Genomic DNA, 22207 nt, shown 5'->3' with positions numbered 1-22207 from the left:
GGCCGGGCTTCGTTGATGCTTACTGATTTATTATTTCGCTGCCAGAATGTAATCGGCTAATACCAGCCCAGCTTCGTTGAGGTAGGTATCTTTCTTCTTTTTCGATTCCGTTTTGGCAGGGGTCCCGGTTTCATCAGCCGGGGCTGACATTTGCGAAACCTTCACGGCTGCCGTCCGTTTCCGTTCGGCATCTTCCCGCTCTTTCCGGCGTTTCGATTCCAGTAATGACACAACCGTGTTTTCCTTGGCTTTCTTGAAGTCGGCCAAATCCTGCGCCAACTGCTTCAATTCCACATCGGATTTGAGTCGCTGATCGAAACGAGCACGCAGGCGAGCCAGAATCTTATCGTCGACGGCCTGGGATGCATCGTACCGAGTCGAGTTGATGTGGTCCCAGGGCAGTGCGCTTGGCTGCGAACTTTCTCCGTACTCTTCGGCCGAGAACGCAGACGGCAGTTCGACGTCGGGCGTTACACCCCGGTGCTGCGTGCTGCTCCCGTTGATCCGGTAAAACTTCTGAATTGTCATTTTTACCTGACCGACCTTTTCCGGCTCTTTAGGCAACCACTGATTCAAGTCAACCAGCGTCTGCACTGTTCCTTTACCATAGGTCTGACCGCCGATGATGATTCCACGTTTGTAATCCTGAATAGCGGCCGCGAAAATCTCCGACGCTGACGCGCTGAACCGGTTTACAAGGACGGCCATCGGGCCATCGTATACCACGGCACCACCATCTTTGTCTGAGTAGACCTCCGTCTCGCCGGTCGATTCTTTGACCTGTACGACCGGCCCTTTTGGAATAAACAAGCCGGTCAGATCGATAGCTTCGGTTAGCGAACCGCCCCCATTATCGCGCAGGTCGATTACGATACCCTGCACTTTTTCGGCTTTCAGTTCTTCGACAAACTTCTTCACATCGCTCGTCGTGCTGCTGAAGCCTTCTTCGCGTCGACGGGCACCTTCAAAATCCCGGTAAAACATCGGAATGTTGATAACGCCAATCTTGACCGTCTTCCCATTGTCAACGACGTCGATGACTTCTTTCTTGGCCCGCTGTTCTTCCAATTTAATCTTCTCGCGAACCAACCGGATTTCCTTCGGCGGTGCACCGGCAATGGCATTCGGTGAGATAACCTGTAGGCGTACGACCGTTCCTTTTGGACCTTTGATCAGCTTTACTACCTCATCAACCTGCCAGTTCATCGTGTTGACCATATGGCCGTTATCGCCCTGTGCAACGCCAGCGATTTTATCGTTCGCTTTCAACTGATTGCTCTTGAAAGCCGGACCACCGGGTAATACGTTGGTGATTTTGATGTAATCACCGTCTTCCTGCAACATGGCACCAATGCCTTCCAGCGACTGACTCATCTCCTGATTGAAGCGATCAGCATTGCTTGGCGACAGATAGTTGGTATGCGGGTCGAGTGCTTCGGCGAACGAGTTCATATACATCTGAAACACGTCGGCGCTCTTAACCCGGTTGATCGCTTTGTCGAGGTTGTTATACCGTTGTGTCATGAGCGCGCTCACGGCACTATCGCTACGATTACCGCCCAGTTTCAGATCGAGCGCCTGATTTTTCAGAATTTTGCGCCACAGGTCATTTTGTTCCTCAATCGATTTAGGCCAGCTCGCTTTCTCCCGGTCAGTGTTGAACGTTTCGTCAGCCGTAAACGTGAACGGCTTTTTCAGTTGCTCCTTGATGAACGCGCTGCGCTCCTGAAACCGCTTCCGAAATACATTATATATATCGTAAGCCGCAGTCAGGTCTCCATTTACCAGCGCGTCATCAATCTGATCGCGGTACTTCTCGAACGAAGTCACGTCGGACGCCAACAGGTAGGTCTTGCTGCCGTCAATCTCTTTCAGGTAGTTGTCCCACACAACCGCCGATAGTGAGTCGTTGAGCCGCACTTTCCGGTAGTGGTAGGTCGTCAGCAGTTTTGCTACCAGCGTTTCTACTTTTTCCTGCGAAATGGTTGGCTTCAGATCACCTTCAGCGTAGGTTACCGGCACAGTTCGCGTTATGACTTTGTCTGATGGCGAGTCCATTTGAAAACTCAGCATCAGCACGGGCACCAGGGTCACCAGATACTTCTTCATCTACACTACCCAGTTTAGTGGCGAAAGAGCGAAAGAGCGGCCCGCCGTTGCGGTGAAAGAGCGAAGTACCTGAATCGGCTGATCGCTCTGGCGCTCTTTCATTCTTTCGCTCTTTATTGTTTTACAATATCGAGCAATTCGACATCGAACACCAGCGTCGAGCCGGGTTTGATGTCGGCACCAGCCCCACGATCGCCGTACGCGATTTCAGCGGGGATAAACAACTTCCATTTGGAACCGACCGGCATCAGTTGCAGCGCTTCCGTCCAGCCTTTAATAACTTCGCTCACACCGAACTCGGCGGGTGTGCCGCGCTCTACCGAGCTGTCGAATACCTTGCCGTCGAGCAGCTTACCGGTATAGTGTACTTTAACCCGATCTGAAGCTGTTGGTTTCGCACCAGTCCCTTCTTTTTCAACGATGTACTGCAGGCCACTAGCCGTGGTGACAACGCCCGGTTTGGTTTTGTTTTCGGCCATGAATGCTTCTCCGATCTTCTTGTTTCCAGCGGAGGCTTTCTGTGCTTCGGCATTGCGGATGGCGTACTGCTTTTGCGCGTACGCATTCAGCACGGTACCGGCCTGCTCCTGCGTCAGGCGTGTCTTGCCACCACCCATGGCATCCTGTATACCTTTCGTCAGCAGCGTCTGATTCAGGTCATTCATACCCTGTTGCTTCAGGTTTTGCGCCATAAACAGACCAATACTATAGCTAATCGAATCCTGCGATGTTTTCAGGTCAGCACCAGCCGAAGCCGTTGCCGCCGACGAAGCAGGTTTAGCCGTAGCCGGCTTTTTAGGAGTAGGTTTCTTGGTTTGGGCGTTTGCCGGACCGGCGATAACAACAGCCGACGTCATACCAGCCAGCAACCATGCGTTGAACTTCATGTGAACGAATAAACGAGATCTAAACAGTAAATGGACACTAAAAACAAAACGTACAGTACCAAACGAAAAGTTTGGCATTCCCGCTTTTTGCAAAAATATTCAGCCAGTTTTAAGTCAATTTAACATATCAGACCTTTATTCCAAGCACATCGGCCCTATTCCGTTGCACTTGTCCTTTAAATCCTGTCTCGGCCGGCTTACTTTATCATAACGTTACCATTGGCTACATTATCCCGGAAAAGTCTAACATTCAGCACTGATTACAGCAGATCATCGTAGTTTTATCAAGTTTTTACCCTTACCTTTGCGGCCTAAAATCAATCGTTTAATCTCTTCATAATCATATATGGAATCCGTAAGACCCGACGAGATATCAGCTATCCTGCGCCAGCAACTGGCCGGAACACAAACCGAAGCTGAACTCGAAGAAGTCGGTACGGTGCTGCAAATCGGCGACGGCGTAGCGCGTATCTACGGCCTCTCGAAGGTGCAGGCCGGAGAATTGCTTTCTTTCGACAATGGGTTGCAGGCAATGGCCCTCAACCTCGAAGAAGATAACGTCGGAGCCGTATTGCTCGGCGATTATTCGGAAGTCAAAGAGGGTGACACCGTAAAGCGTACCGATCAGATTGCTTACGTCAACGTAGGCGATGGTATTCTGGGCCGGGTTGTCAACACGCTGGGTCAGCCCATCGATGGCATGGGCCCGATTCAGGGCGAGCTGTATCAGATGCCGCTGGAACGTAAAGCCCCCGGCGTTATCTTCCGTCAGCCTGTAACCGAGCCGCTGCAAACGGGTATCAAAGCAATCGACGCCATGATCCCGGTTGGTCGGGGTCAGCGCGAACTGATCATCGGTGACCGTCAGACGGGTAAGACTGCTGTCGCCATCGATACGATCATCAACCAGAAAGAGTTTTTCGACAAAGGGCAACCGGTATACTGTATCTACGTAGCCTGCGGTCAGAAAGCATCGACGGTTAAACAGGTGGAAGCTACGCTCCGCAAAGCCGGTGCCATGGATTACACCGTAATCGTAGCGGCTAACGCATCTGATCCTTCGCCGATGCAGTTCTTTGCGCCGTTTACGGGTGCTGCCATCGGTGAGTTCTTCCGCGACACGGGTCGTCCGGCCCTGGTCGTTTATGACGATCTGTCGAAACAGGCTGTTGCCTACCGTGAAGTATCGCTGCTGCTGCGTCGCCCACCAGGACGCGAAGCGTATCCCGGTGACGTATTCTACCTGCACAGCCGTCTGCTGGAGCGGGCCGCTAAAGTGACCGCCAACGACGATATCGCAGCCAGCATGAACGATCTGCCACCGAGCCTGAAAGGTCGGGTAAAAGGCGGTGGTTCGCTGACCGCGTTGCCGATCATCGAAACACAGGCGGGTGACGTATCGGCTTACATCCCGACGAACGTAATCTCGATCACCGACGGTCAGATCTTCCTGGAGTCGAACCTGTTCAACTCAGGTATTCGTCCGGCCATCAACGTAGGTATCTCGGTATCGCGGGTAGGTGGTAATGCACAGATCAAGTCGATGAAGAAGGTGGCCGGTACGCTGAAGCTGGACCAGGCTCAGTTCCGCGAACTGGAAGCCTTCGCGAAATTCGGTTCTGACCTCGACGCATCGACTAAGCTGACCATTGAGCGGGGCCGTCGTAACCAGGAAATGCTGAAGCAGCCACAGTACTCGCCGGTATCGGTTGAACAGCAGGTGGCTATCATCTACGCATCGACCAACGGTCTGCTCGACAAGGTACCCGTCAACAAGGTGAAAGCCTTCGAAAGCGAGTTTGCGATGGTGTTGAGCGCCCAGTACCCGAAAGTTCTTGACGACCTGCGCGCCGGTAAACTAACCGACGAAGCTACTGCTACATTGAAGAAAGTAGCCGCCGAACTTTCAGCTCAATACTAAAAAGTAGTTTACGGTTTACGGTTTTCAGCGTACGGTAGGCTGATGCAGGTCAATAATGCACCACTCGATCGTAAACCGAAAACCGTAAACTGAAAACCGTAAACAGACTATGGCTTCACTAAAAGAAGTACGGGCCCGTATCTCGTCGATCAATTCGACGCAGCAAATCACCAAAGCCATGAAAATGGTGGCGGCTGCCAAGTTGCGCCGGGCTCAGGATAATATCACGCAATTACGACCCTACGCCCAGAAGCTAAGTCAGATGCTGAGCACAGTATCGGCTGGCGCAGAAACGGCGTCGGAAAGCCCATACCATCAGATCCGGCAGGTCGACCGTGTACTGCTCATCGTCGTCACGTCTGATCGGGGGTTGTGTGGCGCGTTCAACACCAACGTAGTGAAGGGCGCGCTGACGCTCATCAGCGAGAAATACGCGGCACAGGCTCGTTCGGGCAACGTACATATCATGGCGATTGGCAAGAAGGGTGGCGAAGCGATGCAACGCCGTGGCTTCAAAGTCAATACCAACCACGTTGATGTATTTGGTGCGCTGAACTTCGGAAACGTACGGGCAGCCGCTGAAGAAGCGATGGATAGCTTTGTATCGGGCCAATATGATGTCGTTGAGATTGTTTACAACGAGTTTCGTAATGCTGCCGTACAGATCGTCCGGGCGGAACAGATGCTGCCGATCGTAGCGGCTGAAGCGCCGAAAGGATCAACCGCATCGGTCAACTACATTTTTGAGCCATCGGAGGAAGAGATTGTTACGGAACTGATTCCGAAGACGCTTAAGATTCAACTCTACAAAGCGGTGCTCGATTCGAACGCTTCGGAACACGGTGCCCGGATGACGGCAATGGACAAGGCTACCGAAAACGCTGGTGAACTGCTGAAACAGCTTCGCCTGGTGTACAACCGGACTCGTCAGGCTGCTATTACGACGGAGATTCTCGAAATCGTTGGTGGCGCCGAAGCGCTTGCCAATGGCTAACGAACCGTTGTTTTTCTATTTATTGCTGAAACCCAGTATCTTAACCGATGCTGGGTTTTTAGTTTGTTTATCCATCGGCAAAAGCCGGTATACTGCGTCGTAAATCAAGCGGATGCCAGGAAAGCATATTGCCCCATTAACACTTTTTAACGTTTTGGTAGTCAGTTAATTAATTACCGATTAAGCGCATCTTTGCCGTTAAATTATCGGAACGATTGCAACGCTCCACTCGTTATTTGGGTAAGCTATACAAACGACGGGTAGCTGTACGTTAGTTAGTCGACATAACCCCACAATGCCATAAATCTCATGAACATTAGCCGCATAATCAGCAGTTTATTCATCGTCGGTACGCTGGCGTCCTGCGCCCCGTCAGTAACGGTAAAGTACGACTATGACCCTAAAGTAAACGTCCGCCAGTTCAGCACGTTCCGCATCGAAGCCGATCGGCAGCGCAATGCCGACCCAATCGTAGGCAGTAACCTGAATCAGCGCCGAATCGCCGATGCCCTGGAGCAAACGCTACAGGCCCACGGCTACAAGCCTGTGCAGCAGGGCGAAGCTGACATGATCGTCCGCTTCTTCACCGACTCCCGCGACCGGCAGCAAATCCAATCGAACAATATGTATTCGCCTTACTCCTGGTGGTACGGCGGTATGGGTAACAACGTGTATTCACGCCAATACGAAGAAAACCGTGTCGTAGTGAACATCATCGATACCCGGACCAACGATATCGTTTGGCAGGGATGGGCAACCGGTCAGCTGAACAGCCGGAACAAAGAGCGGGATCGCGATCAGGCATTCCGTGAAACGGTAGCCAGCATTATGAAGAACTTCCCTGAGAGTGCAGGGCAGGATTACGGTGCAGCCCGGTAGAATCAACGTACGAAGAAAGTAAGACGAAGCCCCGATCCTGTCAGGATCGGGGCTTCTTTATGAAATGGCGTTTTCGTTATTTTGTATGATACGCTCTTCATCATGTCACCCGCCCGCCACGAAATTATCTACTCACTGCTTACCATTGTGTTTATACTCCTGGTAGGAATCGCGGGCTTGCTACGGGTAGCCTACAAGCGGCACCAACATCTGGCCGATCAGACGCTGGAACTGCGGCACAGCCTTGACCAGCAAAATAGTCAGATCAACAACCTGAAGGAACGACTAGAGAAATGCGACTCGCTTGAAAGTCGCCTATATAACGATACCAGTTGGTCGACATCCCCGGCTACAGCTACCTGGTAGCTTACTGTGCGCTCACCCATCCCGTCGTGCCGTTGGCCTGCCGCACCAGTTCGAACGCACCGAATACGCCCAACACGGCTAGCTGACTACCAGCTGCCAGTAGGCTAACGGGGGCTGCCGTTGGGTCGGCATTATCCAATAGTGGCTTTTGCGTCGCCAGGGCAACCTGCCGCAACGGGCGTCGTATCGACTCCATCGCCTTATTAGCTACATAACCTGTTGCACCGGTTGGCGTTACTACCCGAAGCCAGAAATCCGTACCGCCAGCGATTGTCAGTACTGTCCCTTTGGGCAGCGTTTGCAGGCTGCGCGCTTCGCTCGATGGTCCTGTCCGGATAGCCGTTCGTGCGTCGATCACCCGCACCGAGTCGCCTAGCCGGCTTGTTGCCAGCATCGGCTGCTTGGCGGGCCCACGTCCCAGCCGGATAAAGGGTAGCGGATTGGTTGCCCCCTCGTCGTAGGTGTAAATACCGTAGTGAAGATGCGGGGCCGTGGTGCGTGCGTTACCTGTGTTACCCACGAACCCGATTGTATCACCAACAGCCACGCGCTGACCATCCTTGACATGCCAGCTGTCGAGGTGGGCGTAATAGATACGAATCCTGCGTTCAGCGTCGTTGACAAAAGCCACGTTTCCGCCCAACCGATTGAGACCAACGCCCGAAACAATACCATTGGCTGATGCCAGCGCGGGCGTACCCTTCGGTGCGAAAATATCGATACCCTCGTGCTTCCGCCGGCCACCATCACGCGGAACGCCGAAATAGCTACTGATCTGGCGACTGTCTTTACCCTGCACCGGAAAGCTCAGGGCGGGTTCACGCGTTATGGAGATGGTGTACTGCCCCGAACGCAGCAATTCAGGCTGCACCCGAATCAGGTAATTTTGATTCCGCCGGGGCTCCCAGTTCAGCACGTTGGTATCCGCTTTCGAGGCTGTTACCAGGCTGGTTTTCCCCTGTTCATCGAGCGAAAACACGTCAATAAATACCTGAGCGTCCTGCGTTCCTACCGTTTCCACTTTTATCAGAAAGCGGTCACCCCGTTCTCCTTTCAGCTTATATCCGGTAGCCAGGGGCTTACTAGCGGAGAAATAACCGCTCTCCCGGTACGGCACAGTGATGGTCAGCGAATCGCCCAGTGCCCGCTCGCCGGCCCGAAGCCAGTCGGTACCGAGGGCTGTTCGGTCGAGTTTGGCATCCTTCAGCGACTGACTGTATTGCTCGTGGGGCGACGAGGGTTTAAAAAGGCTGGTTGCGGGGCCAATACCCGTACATGCCGCCAAGCCAACCAGCAGCAATACGAAGCCATAACCGGCAATCTTCATCAAGGCCATAGTATACGTAAAACGAATTCAGTACAGGGCGTATTTCAACAGTGGTCAGGTTGACGGGCCGAAATACGCCTATACAACTCGTTACTCCTATACCTAATTACTGCTTCGTGTCGTCAACCAGTAGATCGGTATACCCAGCCCGGCAATCAGCAAGCCCATACCCGTATTGAACGTCTTGGTGTACAGCAGGATAGCGCATATCGTCAGACCGGCAAGCATGTAAATGGCCGGCACCAGCGGATAGCCGAAGGCCCGGTAGGGTCGGGCTGCGTTTGGTTCTTTGCGCCGGAGCCGGAACAAGCCACCAATCGTAACGATATAAAACAGTAATGAGGCAAACGTGCAGTAATCAAGCAGGTCACCGTATTTCCCCGACAGGCACAGGATCGATGCCCAGATACATTGTAGCCACAGGGCGCGGGCGGGCACCGCATTTTCGTTCAGATGTGATGCCTGTTTTAGAAACAACCCGTCTTTTGCCATGGCGTAGTACAGCCGTGCCCCCGCCAGAATCAGCCCATTATTGCAGCCGAAGGTCGAGATCATAATCAGCCCGGCCATAAACGCGACAGCAATGTTCCCGAACAAGGTCGAGACGGCGGCCGTAGCAACGCGGTCGGCTTCGGCAAACTGGATACCCCGGCCAATGATGTCAGTCGCGGTGGGCGATCCTTTCAGCGGAAGCAGCGACAGGTACGATACGTTGGCCAGAAAGTAGATCGTCGTTACGATCAGGGTACCGAGAAACAGGGCCAGTGGAATATTACGGCGGGGGTCTTTAATCTCACCCGCAATGAAGGTGACATTGTTCCAGGAGTCGGCGGAAAATAATGAGCCAACCATCGACGTACCGAAGGCCAGTACCAGGGCCAGCCCGGTCAAGGGTAATGTGACCCCATCGGCAGACGTCGTACTGGCATCCCAGGCGTCACGCAGGTTGGTCGTCAGCAACCCGCTGTTCAGGCCAACGGCGATCCCGACAACGATCAGCCCCAGCAGCGCAATCAGTTTGGCCGATGTAAAGACGTTCTGAATGAGCTTACCGCTTTGCACCCCCCGGCTGTTCAGCCAAGTCAGCAGCACAACGCTGGCAATGGCATACAGCGAGCCCAGCGTAATCTTGATCGAACCCAATGTCACCAGCACATTTTCCGGACCGAGGGCGGGCATGAATACGGCCGAATACTTGGTGAAGGCAACCGCCACGGCGGCAATAGTTCCGGTCTGAATAACGGCGAATACGGTCCAGCCATAGACAAATCCCGTCAGTCGGTTGTAAGCTCGCTGAATATATACGTACTGCCCCCCGGCCTTGGGCATCATTCCGGCCAGCTCACCGTAGCTAAGCGCAGCCGCCACGGTCAGCACACCCGTCAGCACCCAAAGTGCCAGCAGCCAGCCCGCCGATCCCAGGTTACGGGCCATGTCGGCCGAGACGATAAACACGCCGGACCCAATCATGGTACCGGAAACGATGAGCGTTGAGTCGAGTAAACTCAGGGAACGATTAAATTCTGTTTTTTCGTCAGGAAGGAGCGGTTCAGGCGTCATATTTTGGTCGATCAACCTACAAATAGCATGTCAATCGCCGGAAAAGCAAACGACATCGGTTGTTCGGCGATTTGCCGGAGAGGTAAGTGGCCGAAATAGGCTCGATTCATTGCCAGACCTAATCGATTTACAAAACCGTATAGGTGGCGGCTGTTCTCTAAGGAGTTTTTAAGTTTTGGTTAAGTCGATTCTAAGGGAAGGAGCCGTTCTTTGACACACAAGGATTTATCACTCAGTGTATTCTGCTTACTCCGTCCACAGTCAGCCTACCTGTAGCAGTTTCTGTTCAGCTACAGCACGGTAATGGGATCGTATTCCTTTGATACCTCAACGGGCGGGAAGAATGGCACGCCCAGACTTTGCACGTAATGAGCCAATATACCGCACAAAAACGCCTACTTGGCGTACCATTTTCGACCGATAAACAAGTCATCACTGGCGCATGTCCGCCCGTCGCGAAATCGCTAACGACTTCGGTCAACCACCACGCGCCCCTATTGCCTCTTGCGAACGACGGTAGCGGTTACTGGCAGCTTACGACTGATCGGGTAAAGCCCGGTGACAACTACACGAACAACACGAAACGGGTAGACCCGGTCTCACAGCTACAGCCGCAGGGCGTATATGGCCCGTCGCAGGCGTTCGATAGCACCGTCGCTTACTGGGAGGATTCAAGCTGGATAAATCCACCCATCGACGAATACATCATCTACGAAATTGATGTTCATACGTTTACGCCGGGGGGCACGCTAAACGCGCTAGTTGACAAACTGGACCATGTGAAGCAACTAGGTACCAACGCCATTCTGCTTCGACCGGTTACACCGTTTGCCAGCGCGCCGGATCAGACACCGGCCAGCAATTTTTTGTTTGTCGTTCAGGATTCATACGGCGGCCCCGATCAGTTGCAGCACCTTATCAACGTCTGCCATTACGAGGGTCTGGCCGTTATCTTGGATTTGCCGTATGAAGAGCTTGACTGGTCGACTACGTTCCCGGATAAGGAGCGATCCGAAACAGCGCACCGGCAGCATCTCGTTCAGGATGCGCTGATGTGGTTTCGGGATTTTCACGTTGATGCCTTGGTTCTGGCGGGTATCCATGGCCTGCCCGACACCGATTGCCTGCTACGTGCCATCCGGGAGCAGACGAGTGCGCTAACTGCGCAAACAGGCCGTCAGCATTATCTACTCACCGAACAGGATCTGACGCTTGTGTCGCGTGGCGCTACCGCATCCAAACGGCGCGAAAAGGCGAACACCTCTTCCGCCAGTGCTGGTCAGATTCAGCCTTCGACAGCTCTCGCCCGGAATGACTGTTTGTGCGACGGCACCTTTTCGACTATTCTTCGGGATTTATTCGAGCGGGAAGCGGATTCGGCAACCGACAATGCCTTTACCAAACTCTTGCAAACCTACCACAATACAGATACTACGGCGACCAGTCAGTCTGACTATGAACTGTTGAAGCTGCGGGCGGGTGCTGTTCTGGTAGACCCCTGTATCCCTACGCTGTTTATGGGCGAAGAATGGGGTGCGTTTCACCGATTTCGCAACGCGACGCATGGCGACCCCGCCCTTGCCGACGTTGCCCCTGACCAGATCGAACGGACAGCGGCCAACAAGCCGATAACCGAATTACCCTGGAAAACGCTGAACGAGTCGCAAAGGCAAACACTGTACCGCTACTACCAGTCGCTCACGGCGCTGCGCCGACAGCATCCGGCCCTGTACCATCTCAACCCGAACCAGCTCACCGTAACTTACCAGCCGGAAAACCATACGGTACTGCTGCATCGGTGGCATAAAACAGACCACGTACTATGCCTGCTGAATTTTTCCACCGACAAGCAGACAGTTACTCTACCCGAGTTTGGTGCTCCGTTACAGAAGTTACTCGACTCAGCCGATCCAGCCTGGGCCGGTCCCGGCGCATCACCCGAATCGCTGACCGATAGCAGCCAGATCTCCGTACAGCCTGAGTCGATTGTGGTGTACACAACCCGGCATTAATAGGTGAACGATTATTCCTGATTATAAGCTATTCAACGCTTTAGGGATAGGCTGTTGTCAATAGCTTTTATCATTCCGAGCCCGTGAGGTATCTTCGGTAAGTAGCAGGTACACCAGCCTACGCCGAAGATTCCTCGTGGGCTCGGAATGACAAAACCACGCTAAATTACGTCAGTTGCCAGAACGGATTCCGGATTGCGAAGCTCCGCCTGTTTCAGAATTGATTGTATCAGTTGCAGCGGGACGCGTACCCAGTCGGGGCGGCTGTTCAGCTCGTGATTCAGATCCGATACGGCTCTTTCAAGCAGATACGTTTCCAGCATCATCTGCAGGTCGCCGGGCTGACTAGGGATGAATGAACTTCCCGCAACCGTTTTCAGGTACGCTTCCATAAAGAAGTTGCTCATGTACCGCGACCAGAATTCGGCATACGGAAGCAGTGAAGTCAAACCGGTAGTAGTCACCTGGTTCGTCAACAGAAAGCCCTCGTAGCCTACGTAATAGAACGATCGGATCATGGACGCTACGTCGCGCAGGGGCGACCGCTTCAGCCGACGTTCGCTGTAGCTTCGGTTTGTGTCACCCCCAAAGTCCTGGATAGCAATGTCGTTGCCAGTCAGCAGAATCTTTTCCAGTTGTAAATCGCCGTGAATACGAATTTTCGTTGTGTCCAGCTTCCTGCTGTAGATTCGCTTAAACAGGGTCAATAAGTCGTTTCTCCGGGTTAGTAGTTGCTCGACACCCAACCGCACGTCGTCAGGCAGTGATGGTAGCGTTCGTTTCTGAGCCTGATAACTTTCCCGAACCAGCGACTGGAAGCCTGCGAACAGCGAGCGCTGGTAATGCAGCGAGAACTCTTCCGGGGTAAAGTCTTTATGCGTGCTGTTAGAAGCCAGCGCCAGGTGCATTTGCCCAATGCGTTCGCCCAAAAGATTGGCCTGCTGAGCGGCCCGATGCCCTACTAATTCCTGGGTCTCGATCGGCAGGTCAGGAAATGAAAGAGGCTGGGTTAACGGGCGCAGTGGTGCTGCTAGTGCAGCGGCTAACTGCGCCGGATCACGGGCCAGAATTCGCTCGATGAAGTTGTTGATCCGCTCCAGTACATACTGTTTACCATCGCCGTGTCGAGCCACCATCTTCTGCATAACACCCAGTGTAATCGGCCCGCCCTCAGCCTTCATCTCCATCGATCCGGCAACGGGAGAAACACTGTCAAACCCAGCCTGCGCAGTCAGGAACCGCGTCATTTCCGTATCCGGATTAACAGACAGATCGATTTTTCTGTACACCTTCAGCAGATAGCAGTGGTCGTAGGCAACAGCCGCATAATCAGGGCCGGATGCGGTCAGCTTTGGTTTTATACCACTGTGCTCCTGAACATACGCCGTCAGGTCCGGTTCGCTCTGAACGACCAGAGTAGCATCGCCACCTCGGTCGTCACCGGCTAGTTGTTGCAGCAACGCCTGCTGAACGTCGGCAAGGTACAAGCCATCGCACAGCGCGCCCGGTTCAGCACCCAGCTCCAGCGTAGCCAATACGGCTTGCGGGCAACTTTGTGTCAGCTTACCCGCCTGAGCTTCGTCGGCAAACGCCACGATCAATTGAAAGATATCGGGCAATCCTTTACTATACGCGACCTCCAGCAACAGCACCTGCGCTGGCGCGATCGCTAGTGGTGCGTGATGCAGTACCGAAACGCCTTGCATGGCTTCTTTCTTTTCCTGAAACCAGTCGGCGCTGCGTAAGTAGCCGGGCAGTATCTCGGCTTCAAGCTGCTGCCGGGGCCCACCGCTCAGTAGCTGATCCCAGTGCGCTAGCTGGATGATGGGTAACTGACGCGAAGTCACGGCAGTTTTACTGGCTTTTTCCAGCACAAACCACTGATGATCGTGCGGGGCCAGGGTAAAGAAATACGTCTCGTTCGCCAAAACTGCCGGGAAGGCATTCTGACTAAACACTTCGATCGGCACGTAGCCCCCAAACCCGGTCAACTCGATTTCGGCGGGCTGGGCGAACTTGGATAAGTTAATGATAATCAGCAGTGTCTCCTCCTCGTAGGTACGCGTAAAGGCCAGCACCTTTGGATTGTCGATGTCCAGAAACCGCAAGTCGCCCCGACCGAAGGCTTTGTATTTCTTCCGAAGCGTAATCATCCGCTTCATAAACCAGAACAGCGACGACGTATTCCGGCGCTGATTCTCGACATTAACCGATTCGTAGTGGTATTCCGGGTCGAGAATGGTCGGCAGATAGAGCTTGTGCGGATTCGCAGCCGAGAAACCCGCGTTCCGATCCGGCGACCATTGCATCGGTGTCCGAACGCCATCGCGGTCGCCCAGATACACGTTATCGCCCATCCCGATTTCATCACCATAATAAATGACCGGCGTACCGCGCAGCGAAAAAAGCAGACTATTCATGAGCTCGATTTTCTGCCGGTTATTGCCCAGCAGCGGAGCCAGCCGATGACGAATGCCGAGGTTGATGCGGGCACGGGGGTCGCGGGCGTAGGTTTTGTACATATAATCCCGCTCTTCGTCGGTCACCATTTCCAGTGTCAGCTCATCGTGGTTCCGCAGGAAAATGGCCCACTGACAACTCTCGGGAATAGTTGGCGTTTGATCGAAGATGTCGGTGATCGGGTACCGGTCTTCCATCTGTAGCGCCATAAACAAACGGGGCATCACCGGGAAATGGTAGTTCATGTGGCATTCGTCGCCATCGCCGAAGTACGAGGCCGAATCTTCGGGCCACATATTGGCTTCAGCCAGAAACGCGACACCCGGATGGTAGGTATCGACGTGGCTGCGCAGTTTTTTCAGGAACGCATGCGTTTCAGGTAGATTCTCCCCGTTCGTTCCCTCCCGTTCGAACAGATACGGTACGGCATCCAGCCGAAACCCGTCGACGCCTAGTTCGCACCAGTAATCGATAAGCCGGAACACCTCCGCCTGCACAAGCGGATTGTCGTAATTAAGGTCGGGCTGGTGATGAAAAAAGCGGTGCCAGTAGTACTGCTGCGCTGCATGGTCCCAGGTCCAGTTCGAGCTTTCAAAATCCTGAAAAATAATCCGTACGTCTTTGTACTGCGTCGGATCATCAGTCCAGACGTAGTAATCACGTTCGGGCGAACCCTTTGGCGCAAGGCGGGCCCGCTGGAACCAGGGGTGCTGATCGGAGCTGTGATTGATTACCAGTTCCGTAATGACTTTCAGATTCCGTTGATGGGCTTCGTGGATCAGGGTTTTAAACTGCTCGATGGTGCCGTATGCCGGGTTGATGGCGTAGTAATCGGCAATGTCGTACCCGTCGTCGCGCAGGGGCGACGGGTAAAACGGGAGTAGCCAGATTGCCGTAATGCCCAGTTCCTGGAGGTAATCCAGCTTGTTGAGCAGACCCTGAAAGTCGCCGATACCGTCGCCGTTCCCGTCGCAGAATGCTTTTATGTGCAGTTCGTAAATAATGGCGTCTTTGTACCAATAAAGCTTGTCCTGCTGTTCACTTGTGTTGCTTGTCATACCGTGTTGAGTAATGGCTGTTGTATCCACTCCCGTCGGCCCAATGTACTGACCGGAGTAGACGAGACTAATTCCGGCAACTTAAACCCCGGATATAAGGATATGCTTAGAAACTCCTTAGAAAAGCGCTAAGAATTGGCTGATGGTGGCAATTCACCCGGACGGCTACTTCTCTAATGAGTTTCTAAGGTTTACCTAAGCCCCCTCTAAGCCGGAAAGGCTAGTTTGCTGAAATACACTGCGCGTTCAGCAACGCATATCGTTAATGCAACCATTTGACTCTTCATTTAATCGACTACTCATTGTTTCTTATCGCTTACCGTTCACGGTACAACAAACCGACGACGGTACTGAACTACGACAGAATTCCGGCGGACTCGTTTCGGCCGTACTCTCGATGGCGGAGCAGATGGGACAGCGACAGGGCGATTCAACGGCTAAAATCCACTGGGTTGGTTTCGGCGATGCGTCATTGCAATCGGCCGATCCGGCTACGCTGGAAAATGATGCCTTTGTAGCCCATCCGGTTTTTATCGAGGAGGCAGTACACAATGGCTTTTACTACGGATTCAGCAACGACCTGATCTGGCCCCTCTTTCATTATTTCCCGTCCTATGCATCGTTTAAAGAAACTGACTTCCAAAGCTATCAGCAAGCCAACACGCGGTTTCTGGAGACATTGACGGCGTTGATTCAACCCGGCGATCTGGTCTGGATTCACGATTTCCAACTGATGCTACTGCCCGATATGGTCCGGCAGGCGATTCCCAGCGCCACAATCGGATACTTCTTTCATATTCCGTTTCCTACGTACGAGATCGTAAAGCTGCTGCCACGCACCTGGCGACAGGCCCTACTGAAAGGCATCCTGGGTGCTGACGTCGTCGGATTTCATACCACCGATTATGTACAGCATTTTCTACAAAGCGTTTCGGATGTACTGGAGCTACCGATTATCGGCCCGCGCATCGTGCTACCCGACCGATCGGTTATGGTCGGCGACTTCCCGATCAGCGTCGACTTTTTTAAATTCAACACCAGTGCGCAGGAAGCAGACGTGGTCAATACCCGGCAGCAATACCAGCAGTTGCTCCGGCAAAACAAGATCATCTTTTCCGTCGATCGGCTCGATTACACAAAGGGAATCATCTACCGGCTTCAGGGCTTCGAGTGGTTTATGGCCCACCATCCAGACTGGCAGGGCCGGGTAACCTTGGTCATGACAGTGGTTCCGTCGCGCGATAAGATTGGGCAGTACCAGGAACTCAAACGCGAAATCGAAGAAACCGTCGGACGGATCAATGGTCGATTCGGTACGATTGGCTGGCGTCCGATCATCTATTCGTACTCGTCGTTGTCGTTTACGGAGCTATTGGCCCTGTACACGGCCTGCGACGTGGCCCTTATTACGCCCATTCGGGACGGGATGAATTTGGTCTGTAAAGAGTTTGTAGCCAGTCGTCACGATCACAAGGGCGTGCTGATTCTGAGCGAGTTTGCCGGAGCCGCGCAGGAGTTGACAGATGCGCTGATTATCAACCCGACGGATACGCAGGAAGTGGCCGATGCCATACAGCAGGGACTGGAAATGCCTGAGTCGGAGCAGCAACAACGCATGATCGCCATGCGGGAACACCTGCAAAACAATACCGTCTTTCGATGGAGTCACAATTTTTTGACGGCGTTTGCGGATGTATCCCGGTATAAACCTGAGCTGGAAACCGACCTGCCGGTACCGACATTCGTCAATGCCTTTGAGGGTGCCAGTCAACGTCTGCTCCTGCTGGATTTCGACGGCACCCTCGCTCCGCTTGTGGACGACCCGGCCGACGCCTGTCCGTCCGAATCGCTTAAACAGACCCTGGCCCACCTGGCCGAAAGTAGTGATCTGGTGGTCATCAGCGGCCGCAACCGGGCCTTCCTGGAGAAAACGTTCGCGGGCATCTCCGTTTTTCTGGTCGCTGAACATGGTGCTTTTCTGAAAAAACCGGATCAGCCCTGGGAGTTGCTCGACTTGTCGGCCGATGACTGGGTTGGCAACGTCCGGTCGATCATGGCCCCGTTCGTGGAACGCTTTACCGGTTCGTTCATCGAAGCCAAAGAAACTGCATTAGCCTGGCATTACCGGATGGTGGCGGACAAGGATAGTGATGCCCAGGCGATGGAACTGGCCAATCAACTGCGGGATACTTCATTCTCCATCCCCCTGTCGGTTATTCAAGGCAACAAAGTGGTGGAAGTGAAGGCGGCCCGGTACAGCAAAGGAACCGTCGCGCTGACGATTCTGGAGCAGAAACCCTACGATTTCATTGTCAGTATTGGTGACGACACGACCGATGAAGATATGTTTCGACTCTTACCCAACTGGGTGTATACGGCGAAGGTAGGCGCTGGTCAATCGTTTGCCCGCTATCGGCTGGCTCGTCAGCAGGACGTGGAAACCCTGCTACAGCGCATCAGTGACGTATTAATCACTAACGAGTAAGTAGAGGCTCCGGCGTTTCGTTTACGCCGGAAGCATCTCTTATCTCGGTACAGCAAACGGGGCCCGAGACCTTTACTGAGAACACCACTGCGCTAAAGACGTTTATTCCTATAGCTGTTCTACACTGCACACCTCTGTCGACCATCAGAGCTGTCACTATTTAGCTGAATTTACCCCCCGCCCCCTGAAGGGGGAGAAAATCGCGTATGAACTTCTCCCCCTTCAGGGGGCGGGGGGTAAATCCAGACAAAGAAAATCTGGCGATTACCAGGGGCGATTCAAGACTTAACGTTACTGCCGTCGACCGGGGTGCAGTCAGTGGAACAGCGTAACCTTCCGCTACTATGAAACTTTTGGTCGTTGAAGACGAGACTAAAACGCTACAGGCCATTCAGCAGGGGCTGGAAGAAAGTCAGTTTGAGGTAGATATTGCCTATGACGGACTAATTGCCAAACGGCTGGCCCTGAAAAACAATTATGCCGCGATCATTACCGACCTGATTATACCGGGCCTGAACGGCTACGAACTTTGCCGTCAGCTACGGGCAAGCGGGCTCACGACGCCAATTTTGATGCTGACCGCTCTGGGCGAGACCGAAGACAAAATTCTGGGATTCGATGCCGGAGCCGACCAATACCTGACGAAACCGTTTCAGTTTTCTGAACTGTTGGCGCGGGTGCGCTCGCTGACCAAACGGGGTACGCAGGTAGCCATGACGGCGCAAACCCTGCGGTACGGTGGTGTAGAGATGAATCTGGATGCCAAAACGGTCACGCGCGACGATCAGCCTGTCGACCTGACGGCCCGCGAGTTTGCACTGCTGGAATTTTTGATGCGGAATCAGGGGCGGGTGCTGTCGAAACCAGAAATTGCCGAACACGTCTGGGATCAGAATTTCGATTCAGGCACAAACGTCGTAGAAGTGTACATCAATTACCTGCGCAAGAAAATCGACCGGAACAGCGACCAGAAACTCATTCATACCCAGTTTGGTATGGGGTACGTGTTTAAAGCAGAATGACCATCCGCCAGCGACTTACCTTTCGGTTTACCGGTCTGGTATCCAGCATCCTGCTGCTGGCGTTTGTGAGTATCTATGCATTCTGCTGGTATTTCATCTCGTCGGATTTTTATCGTCGGCTCGATCAGCGCGTCAATATGGTTGGTGACATATTGATTCGCCACGGCCTGCACAAATCGCTTATTCAGCAGGTAAGTCGCAGCGGGAAAGGGCAACGAACAAATCAGAAGCTTATCGTTTTCGATAACCAGAACCGGGTTGTACTGGAAACGAACAAGAGTCTATCCCTGACTATTCCAGTGTCAGTACTGACGACAATCCGGCAGGACGAGCGGATCGATTTTAGGCAGGAGAGCTACTACTTATCCGGTAGCCGCTTTACAACCGCTGCCGGGCAGCTGGTCGTGGTGGCGAGCGACGAAAACACGTACGGCGACGCGTTTTTACGACGGCTCCTGTGGGCCTTGCTGGGGCTGTTGTTGCTGATTGTCGGCATAACGGCCTTCTCGGGCTGGTTTTTCGCGGGCGACTCCCTGCGACCGATGCAGCAGATCGACCGGGTTGTCAACGCCATTTTTCCGCACAATCAGGACGAGCGTTTGCCGATCACCAACGAAGACGACGAGATTAACCGACTGTCCCGAACAATCAATCGGCTGCTAGACCGCGTAGGCGAATCGTTTCGGTTACAGCGGTTGTTTGTTGCCAATGTATCGCACGAGCTGAAAAATCCGCTTACCCAGATCAGCTCGCAACTGGAAGTCAGCCTGCTCAATCAGCGCGACCCGGACAGCTACCGACGTACCATCCGCTCGGTGCTCGAAGACGTCGGCAAGCTTACAACGCTGACACACGAGTTGCTTCAACTCTCGAAAATCAATCAGGACGAATCATCCGACCTGCTGACCGACACAGTACGTATCGACGAACTTGTTTGGGACGTGCGCGATCAGGTCATGGGTTTACATCCACAGTACATAGTCAGTATCGAACTGGGCGTATTGCCCGACGATGTAGATCAGCTGACGATTCAGGGCAACAAACCGCTTCTGGAAACTGCGCTGAAAAACCTGACCGAGAATGCCTGTAAATTTTCGGACGATGGGCGAGCGCTGGTACGCATGCAGTTTGGTCAGAACGCAATTCGTATCCAGATCGAGAATGTAGGGCAACCAATTCCTGCCGATGACCTGCCGTATATCTTCGAACCCTTCTACCGCAGCCGTCAACGGTCGGCAATACGCGGGTACGGTGTTGGCCTGTCGCTTGTCAGGCGCATCGTTCAGTTACATGGCGGGCAGATCAGCGTCACGTCGACAATCAATCGGCTTACCGTTTTTACGATTGAGTTGCCCAGACCGTAATCGCTTTCTAAGCAGACTCTAAGGAGTTTATCAGCGAATCCTAAGACACAGGTAGCACCTTTGGCTATTCCCCCGTTTCAGTACCTAGCCCGCTAACTGCCATGTTTCCTCCTCCGTTTTTTCCGGCTGATACCGTTTCCGCGACGAGCCAGCAGCACAGTCCGAAACGCCGGGACGACCAGCCCCCCCGAAGGCCGGATTGGCTGGTCATCTTTATGGGTGTCCTGTTCCTGCTATCCCTGCTGCTACTCTGGCTTGTCGACATCCCACAGACCATACAGTAGGTGTCTGTCGCTATTTGAATGTTCCCAGCAGCGTAAGACCACCCATCCCGAATTGGCTATACGGAAACAGTTGCCAGGAAATCTTGCGGGGCAGCGCCCGGTTGTAGAGCTGAACGGCCCGGTGAAAATGGTCGCCCGTATTCGGCATGGTATACCAGATAACCGTGCCGATCAATACCGACGTCAGTCCACCATACAGTAGCCCCTGCCCTGTCGGCATATTGACAGAAGTTGGAATGGGGGGTTGTGGGGCAAAACTGGTTGTCGGCGTCTGATTTGGGTTCGGCACTTGCACGGAAAGCGGTGGTGAATCGCCCCCCGTAACTTTTATCGACAGATCGGACATACACGTCCACTGCGTAACGCCCGCCGAATTTTTGGAACCGATCCAGGCAGAGCAGGTCTTGCTGATTGTCGCCGGAGCTGGCGTTGTTATCAGTTGGGCGGGGGTGGCATACCAGGCCTGCCGTTTCGCGTTCAGCGCCTGCTGGTAGTCGCGCGCCTGCACACCACCGGCGATCATGGCAATCAGCCCGCCTACCGTGAAGATACCGGCAAACACGCGTGCGGTCGACCGGCTTTCAACCGCATTGGTATACAGCTGATATTCTCGGTTGACGTCCGGATCGTTAAGTGCCCGCATCCGGGGCCACAGTTCCTGCGCCGGGTTCTGCACGTCGACCCCATCGTACGAATAGATACGGGCTAAACTGGTCGTCACGTACGAGCGATTTCCGTAGGTGTAGGGATATTCCCGAATCTCGATTGGTTTCAGCGTATCGGCCTGAGGGTTGGGCAGCGCCAGCCCCGGAATAACCGTTTCCGATTGAGCCCAGCCTGCCAGCGGACAGAACAGGAGTAGTGCCAGAAGTTGCTTCATAACCGTATCGTTGCGCGTATAGCACTCATGTTGATAGACGCGACAACGTACTAAAAAAGGGAATTGGCGGCCTGCTAATTTACTCAGCGAGCCTGTCCGGCTTTTTTCAGCCAGTCGACGACGCGCGGCACGGGTAGCGCATCGACCTGATGCCCCCGTCATTTATCACCACTAATGGCATAATGGCAACGTGAAATTTTGGCCCTGTTCGGTTGAACCGAAAGCCCCATTGTTACAAACGGCTATTTATCACTCGAAAGAGCGCGAACAAAGTCTTCACTCACACCAACGGTTTGTGCTATCTGTCCAACTGTTAGAAGGCCGAGACTCAGAAGATTCTTAGCTGTTTCCGTTTTGACAGCTAAATTCTCTGATTCCTTAGCCTCTTTTATTTTTCGTTTCTCCGCGTTGACCGCTTCCGCATTGGCCGCTGTCACACGGGCAAAGTAGGCCCGCTCTTCGGGGCTCATCTTCCGGGTGTCTAATTCGTCAATCGCCCGTTTAAGAACGTGTTGGGGAATTAAGTTTGGTAATGATCTTCGATACGCTGTAACATGATCTGGCTGTTGGCCAGATATAGCCAACTGGCCGAAGAAGAT

At 53.5% G+C, this 22207-nt stretch carries 15 protein-coding genes and 1 pseudogene; 9 read left to right on the top strand and 7 right to left on the bottom strand.

The window, feature by feature from the left end:
- Positions 1–30: 30 nt before the first annotated feature.
- Both CLV58_RS22670 and bamJ read right to left on the bottom strand, forming a co-directional pair.
- Positions 31–2109, bottom strand: coding sequence for a carboxy terminal-processing peptidase (locus tag CLV58_RS22670; protein WP_106140123.1), 2079 nt, complete (start codon positions 2107–2109; stop codon positions 31–33).
- A gap of 113 nt (positions 2110–2222) precedes the next feature.
- The gene (gene bamJ / locus CLV58_RS22665; RefSeq protein WP_211300893.1) at positions 2223–2996 is read right to left on the bottom strand and encodes a BamJ family beta-barrel-assembly machinery protein; all 774 of its coding nucleotides are present in this window, start codon (positions 2994–2996) and stop codon (positions 2223–2225) included.
- A gap of 346 nt (positions 2997–3342) precedes the next feature.
- On the opposite strand from bamJ, the gene atpA reads away from it, so the two are divergent.
- The 4 genes from atpA (at position 3343) to CLV58_RS22645 (ending at position 7156) form a co-directional block, all read left to right on the top strand.
- Positions 3343–4917, top strand: a complete 1575-nt coding sequence (gene atpA / locus CLV58_RS22660; protein ID WP_106140122.1) for a F0F1 ATP synthase subunit alpha — start codon at positions 3343–3345, stop codon at positions 4915–4917.
- Between the two features lie 109 nt (positions 4918–5026).
- Positions 5027–5911 carry an ATP synthase F1 subunit gamma gene (gene atpG / locus CLV58_RS22655; RefSeq protein WP_106140121.1) on the top strand — a complete coding sequence of 295 codons (885 nt, stop codon included), beginning with the start codon at positions 5027–5029 and terminating at the stop codon, positions 5909–5911.
- A gap of 309 nt (positions 5912–6220) precedes the next feature.
- Complete coding sequence (locus CLV58_RS22650) at positions 6221–6790, top strand: DUF4136 domain-containing protein (protein WP_106140120.1); 570 nt, start codon at positions 6221–6223, stop codon at positions 6788–6790.
- Positions 6791–6892: 102 nt separating this feature from the next.
- Positions 6893–7156, top strand: coding sequence for a hypothetical protein (locus CLV58_RS22645; protein WP_106140119.1), 264 nt, complete (start codon positions 6893–6895; stop codon positions 7154–7156).
- A 1-nt stretch (position 7157) separates the two neighbouring features.
- On the opposite strand, the gene CLV58_RS22640 is transcribed toward CLV58_RS22645, so the two are convergent.
- Both CLV58_RS22640 and CLV58_RS22635 read right to left on the bottom strand, forming a co-directional pair.
- Complete coding sequence (locus CLV58_RS22640; RefSeq protein ID WP_342748945.1) at positions 7158–8492, bottom strand: M23 family metallopeptidase; 1335 nt, start codon at positions 8490–8492, stop codon at positions 7158–7160.
- A gap of 93 nt (positions 8493–8585) precedes the next feature.
- Positions 8586–10043 (bottom strand): APC family permease, encoded by a 1458-nt coding sequence (locus tag CLV58_RS22635; RefSeq protein ID WP_106140118.1) that lies wholly within the window; start codon positions 10041–10043, stop codon positions 8586–8588.
- Between the two features lie 497 nt (positions 10044–10540).
- On the opposite strand from CLV58_RS22635, the gene CLV58_RS22630 reads away from it, so the two are divergent.
- Positions 10541–12055: an alpha-amylase family glycosyl hydrolase gene (locus CLV58_RS22630; protein ID WP_170108766.1), complete on the top strand. Its 1515-nt coding sequence runs from the start codon at positions 10541–10543 to the stop codon at positions 12053–12055.
- A gap of 161 nt (positions 12056–12216) precedes the next feature.
- Here the strand turns inward: CLV58_RS22630 and treS are convergent, their stop codons facing one another.
- Positions 12217–15573 carry a maltose alpha-D-glucosyltransferase gene (gene treS / locus CLV58_RS22625; RefSeq protein WP_106140116.1) on the bottom strand — a complete coding sequence of 1119 codons (3357 nt, stop codon included), beginning with the start codon at positions 15571–15573 and terminating at the stop codon, positions 12217–12219.
- A 265-nt stretch (positions 15574–15838) separates the two neighbouring features.
- On the opposite strand from treS, the gene CLV58_RS22620 reads away from it, so the two are divergent.
- From CLV58_RS22620 to CLV58_RS22605, 4 genes are all read left to right on the top strand, one after another.
- The gene (locus CLV58_RS22620; RefSeq protein WP_106140115.1) at positions 15839–18058 is read left to right on the top strand and encodes a bifunctional alpha,alpha-trehalose-phosphate synthase (UDP-forming)/trehalose-phosphatase; all 2220 of its coding nucleotides are present in this window, start codon (positions 15839–15841) and stop codon (positions 18056–18058) included.
- A gap of 344 nt (positions 18059–18402) precedes the next feature.
- Positions 18403–19080: a response regulator transcription factor gene (locus CLV58_RS22615; RefSeq protein WP_106140114.1), complete on the top strand. Its 678-nt coding sequence runs from the start codon at positions 18403–18405 to the stop codon at positions 19078–19080.
- Entirely contained in the window at positions 19077–20444 is a 1368-nt protein-coding gene (locus CLV58_RS22610; RefSeq protein WP_106140113.1) for a sensor histidine kinase, read from the top strand. The genes CLV58_RS22615 and CLV58_RS22610 overlap by 4 nt, the downstream gene beginning before the upstream one ends.
- Positions 20445–20545: 101 nt before the next feature.
- A complete protein-coding gene (locus CLV58_RS22605; protein ID WP_106140112.1) occupies positions 20546–20728 on the top strand; it encodes a hypothetical protein in 183 nt (60 codons plus the stop codon).
- 10 nt (positions 20729–20738) lie between these two features.
- Here the strand turns inward: CLV58_RS22605 and CLV58_RS22600 are convergent, their stop codons facing one another.
- Together CLV58_RS22600 and CLV58_RS22595 are read right to left on the bottom strand one after the other, a co-directional pair.
- Positions 20739–21608 (bottom strand): hypothetical protein, encoded by an 870-nt coding sequence (locus tag CLV58_RS22600; protein WP_106140111.1) that lies wholly within the window; start codon positions 21606–21608, stop codon positions 20739–20741.
- A gap of 242 nt (positions 21609–21850) precedes the next feature.
- Positions 21851–22207: pseudogene (locus CLV58_RS22595) on the bottom strand (hypothetical protein); the annotation flags it as partial.

Origin of the sequence: Spirosoma oryzae (assembly GCF_003002825.1) — a bacterium.
In the GTDB taxonomy this organism is placed as follows: Bacteria; Bacteroidota; Bacteroidia; order Cytophagales; family Spirosomataceae; genus Spirosoma; species Spirosoma oryzae.
The sequence above is the reverse complement of the archived record's forward strand: the minus strand, read 5'-3'. Positions and strand labels throughout refer to the sequence as shown.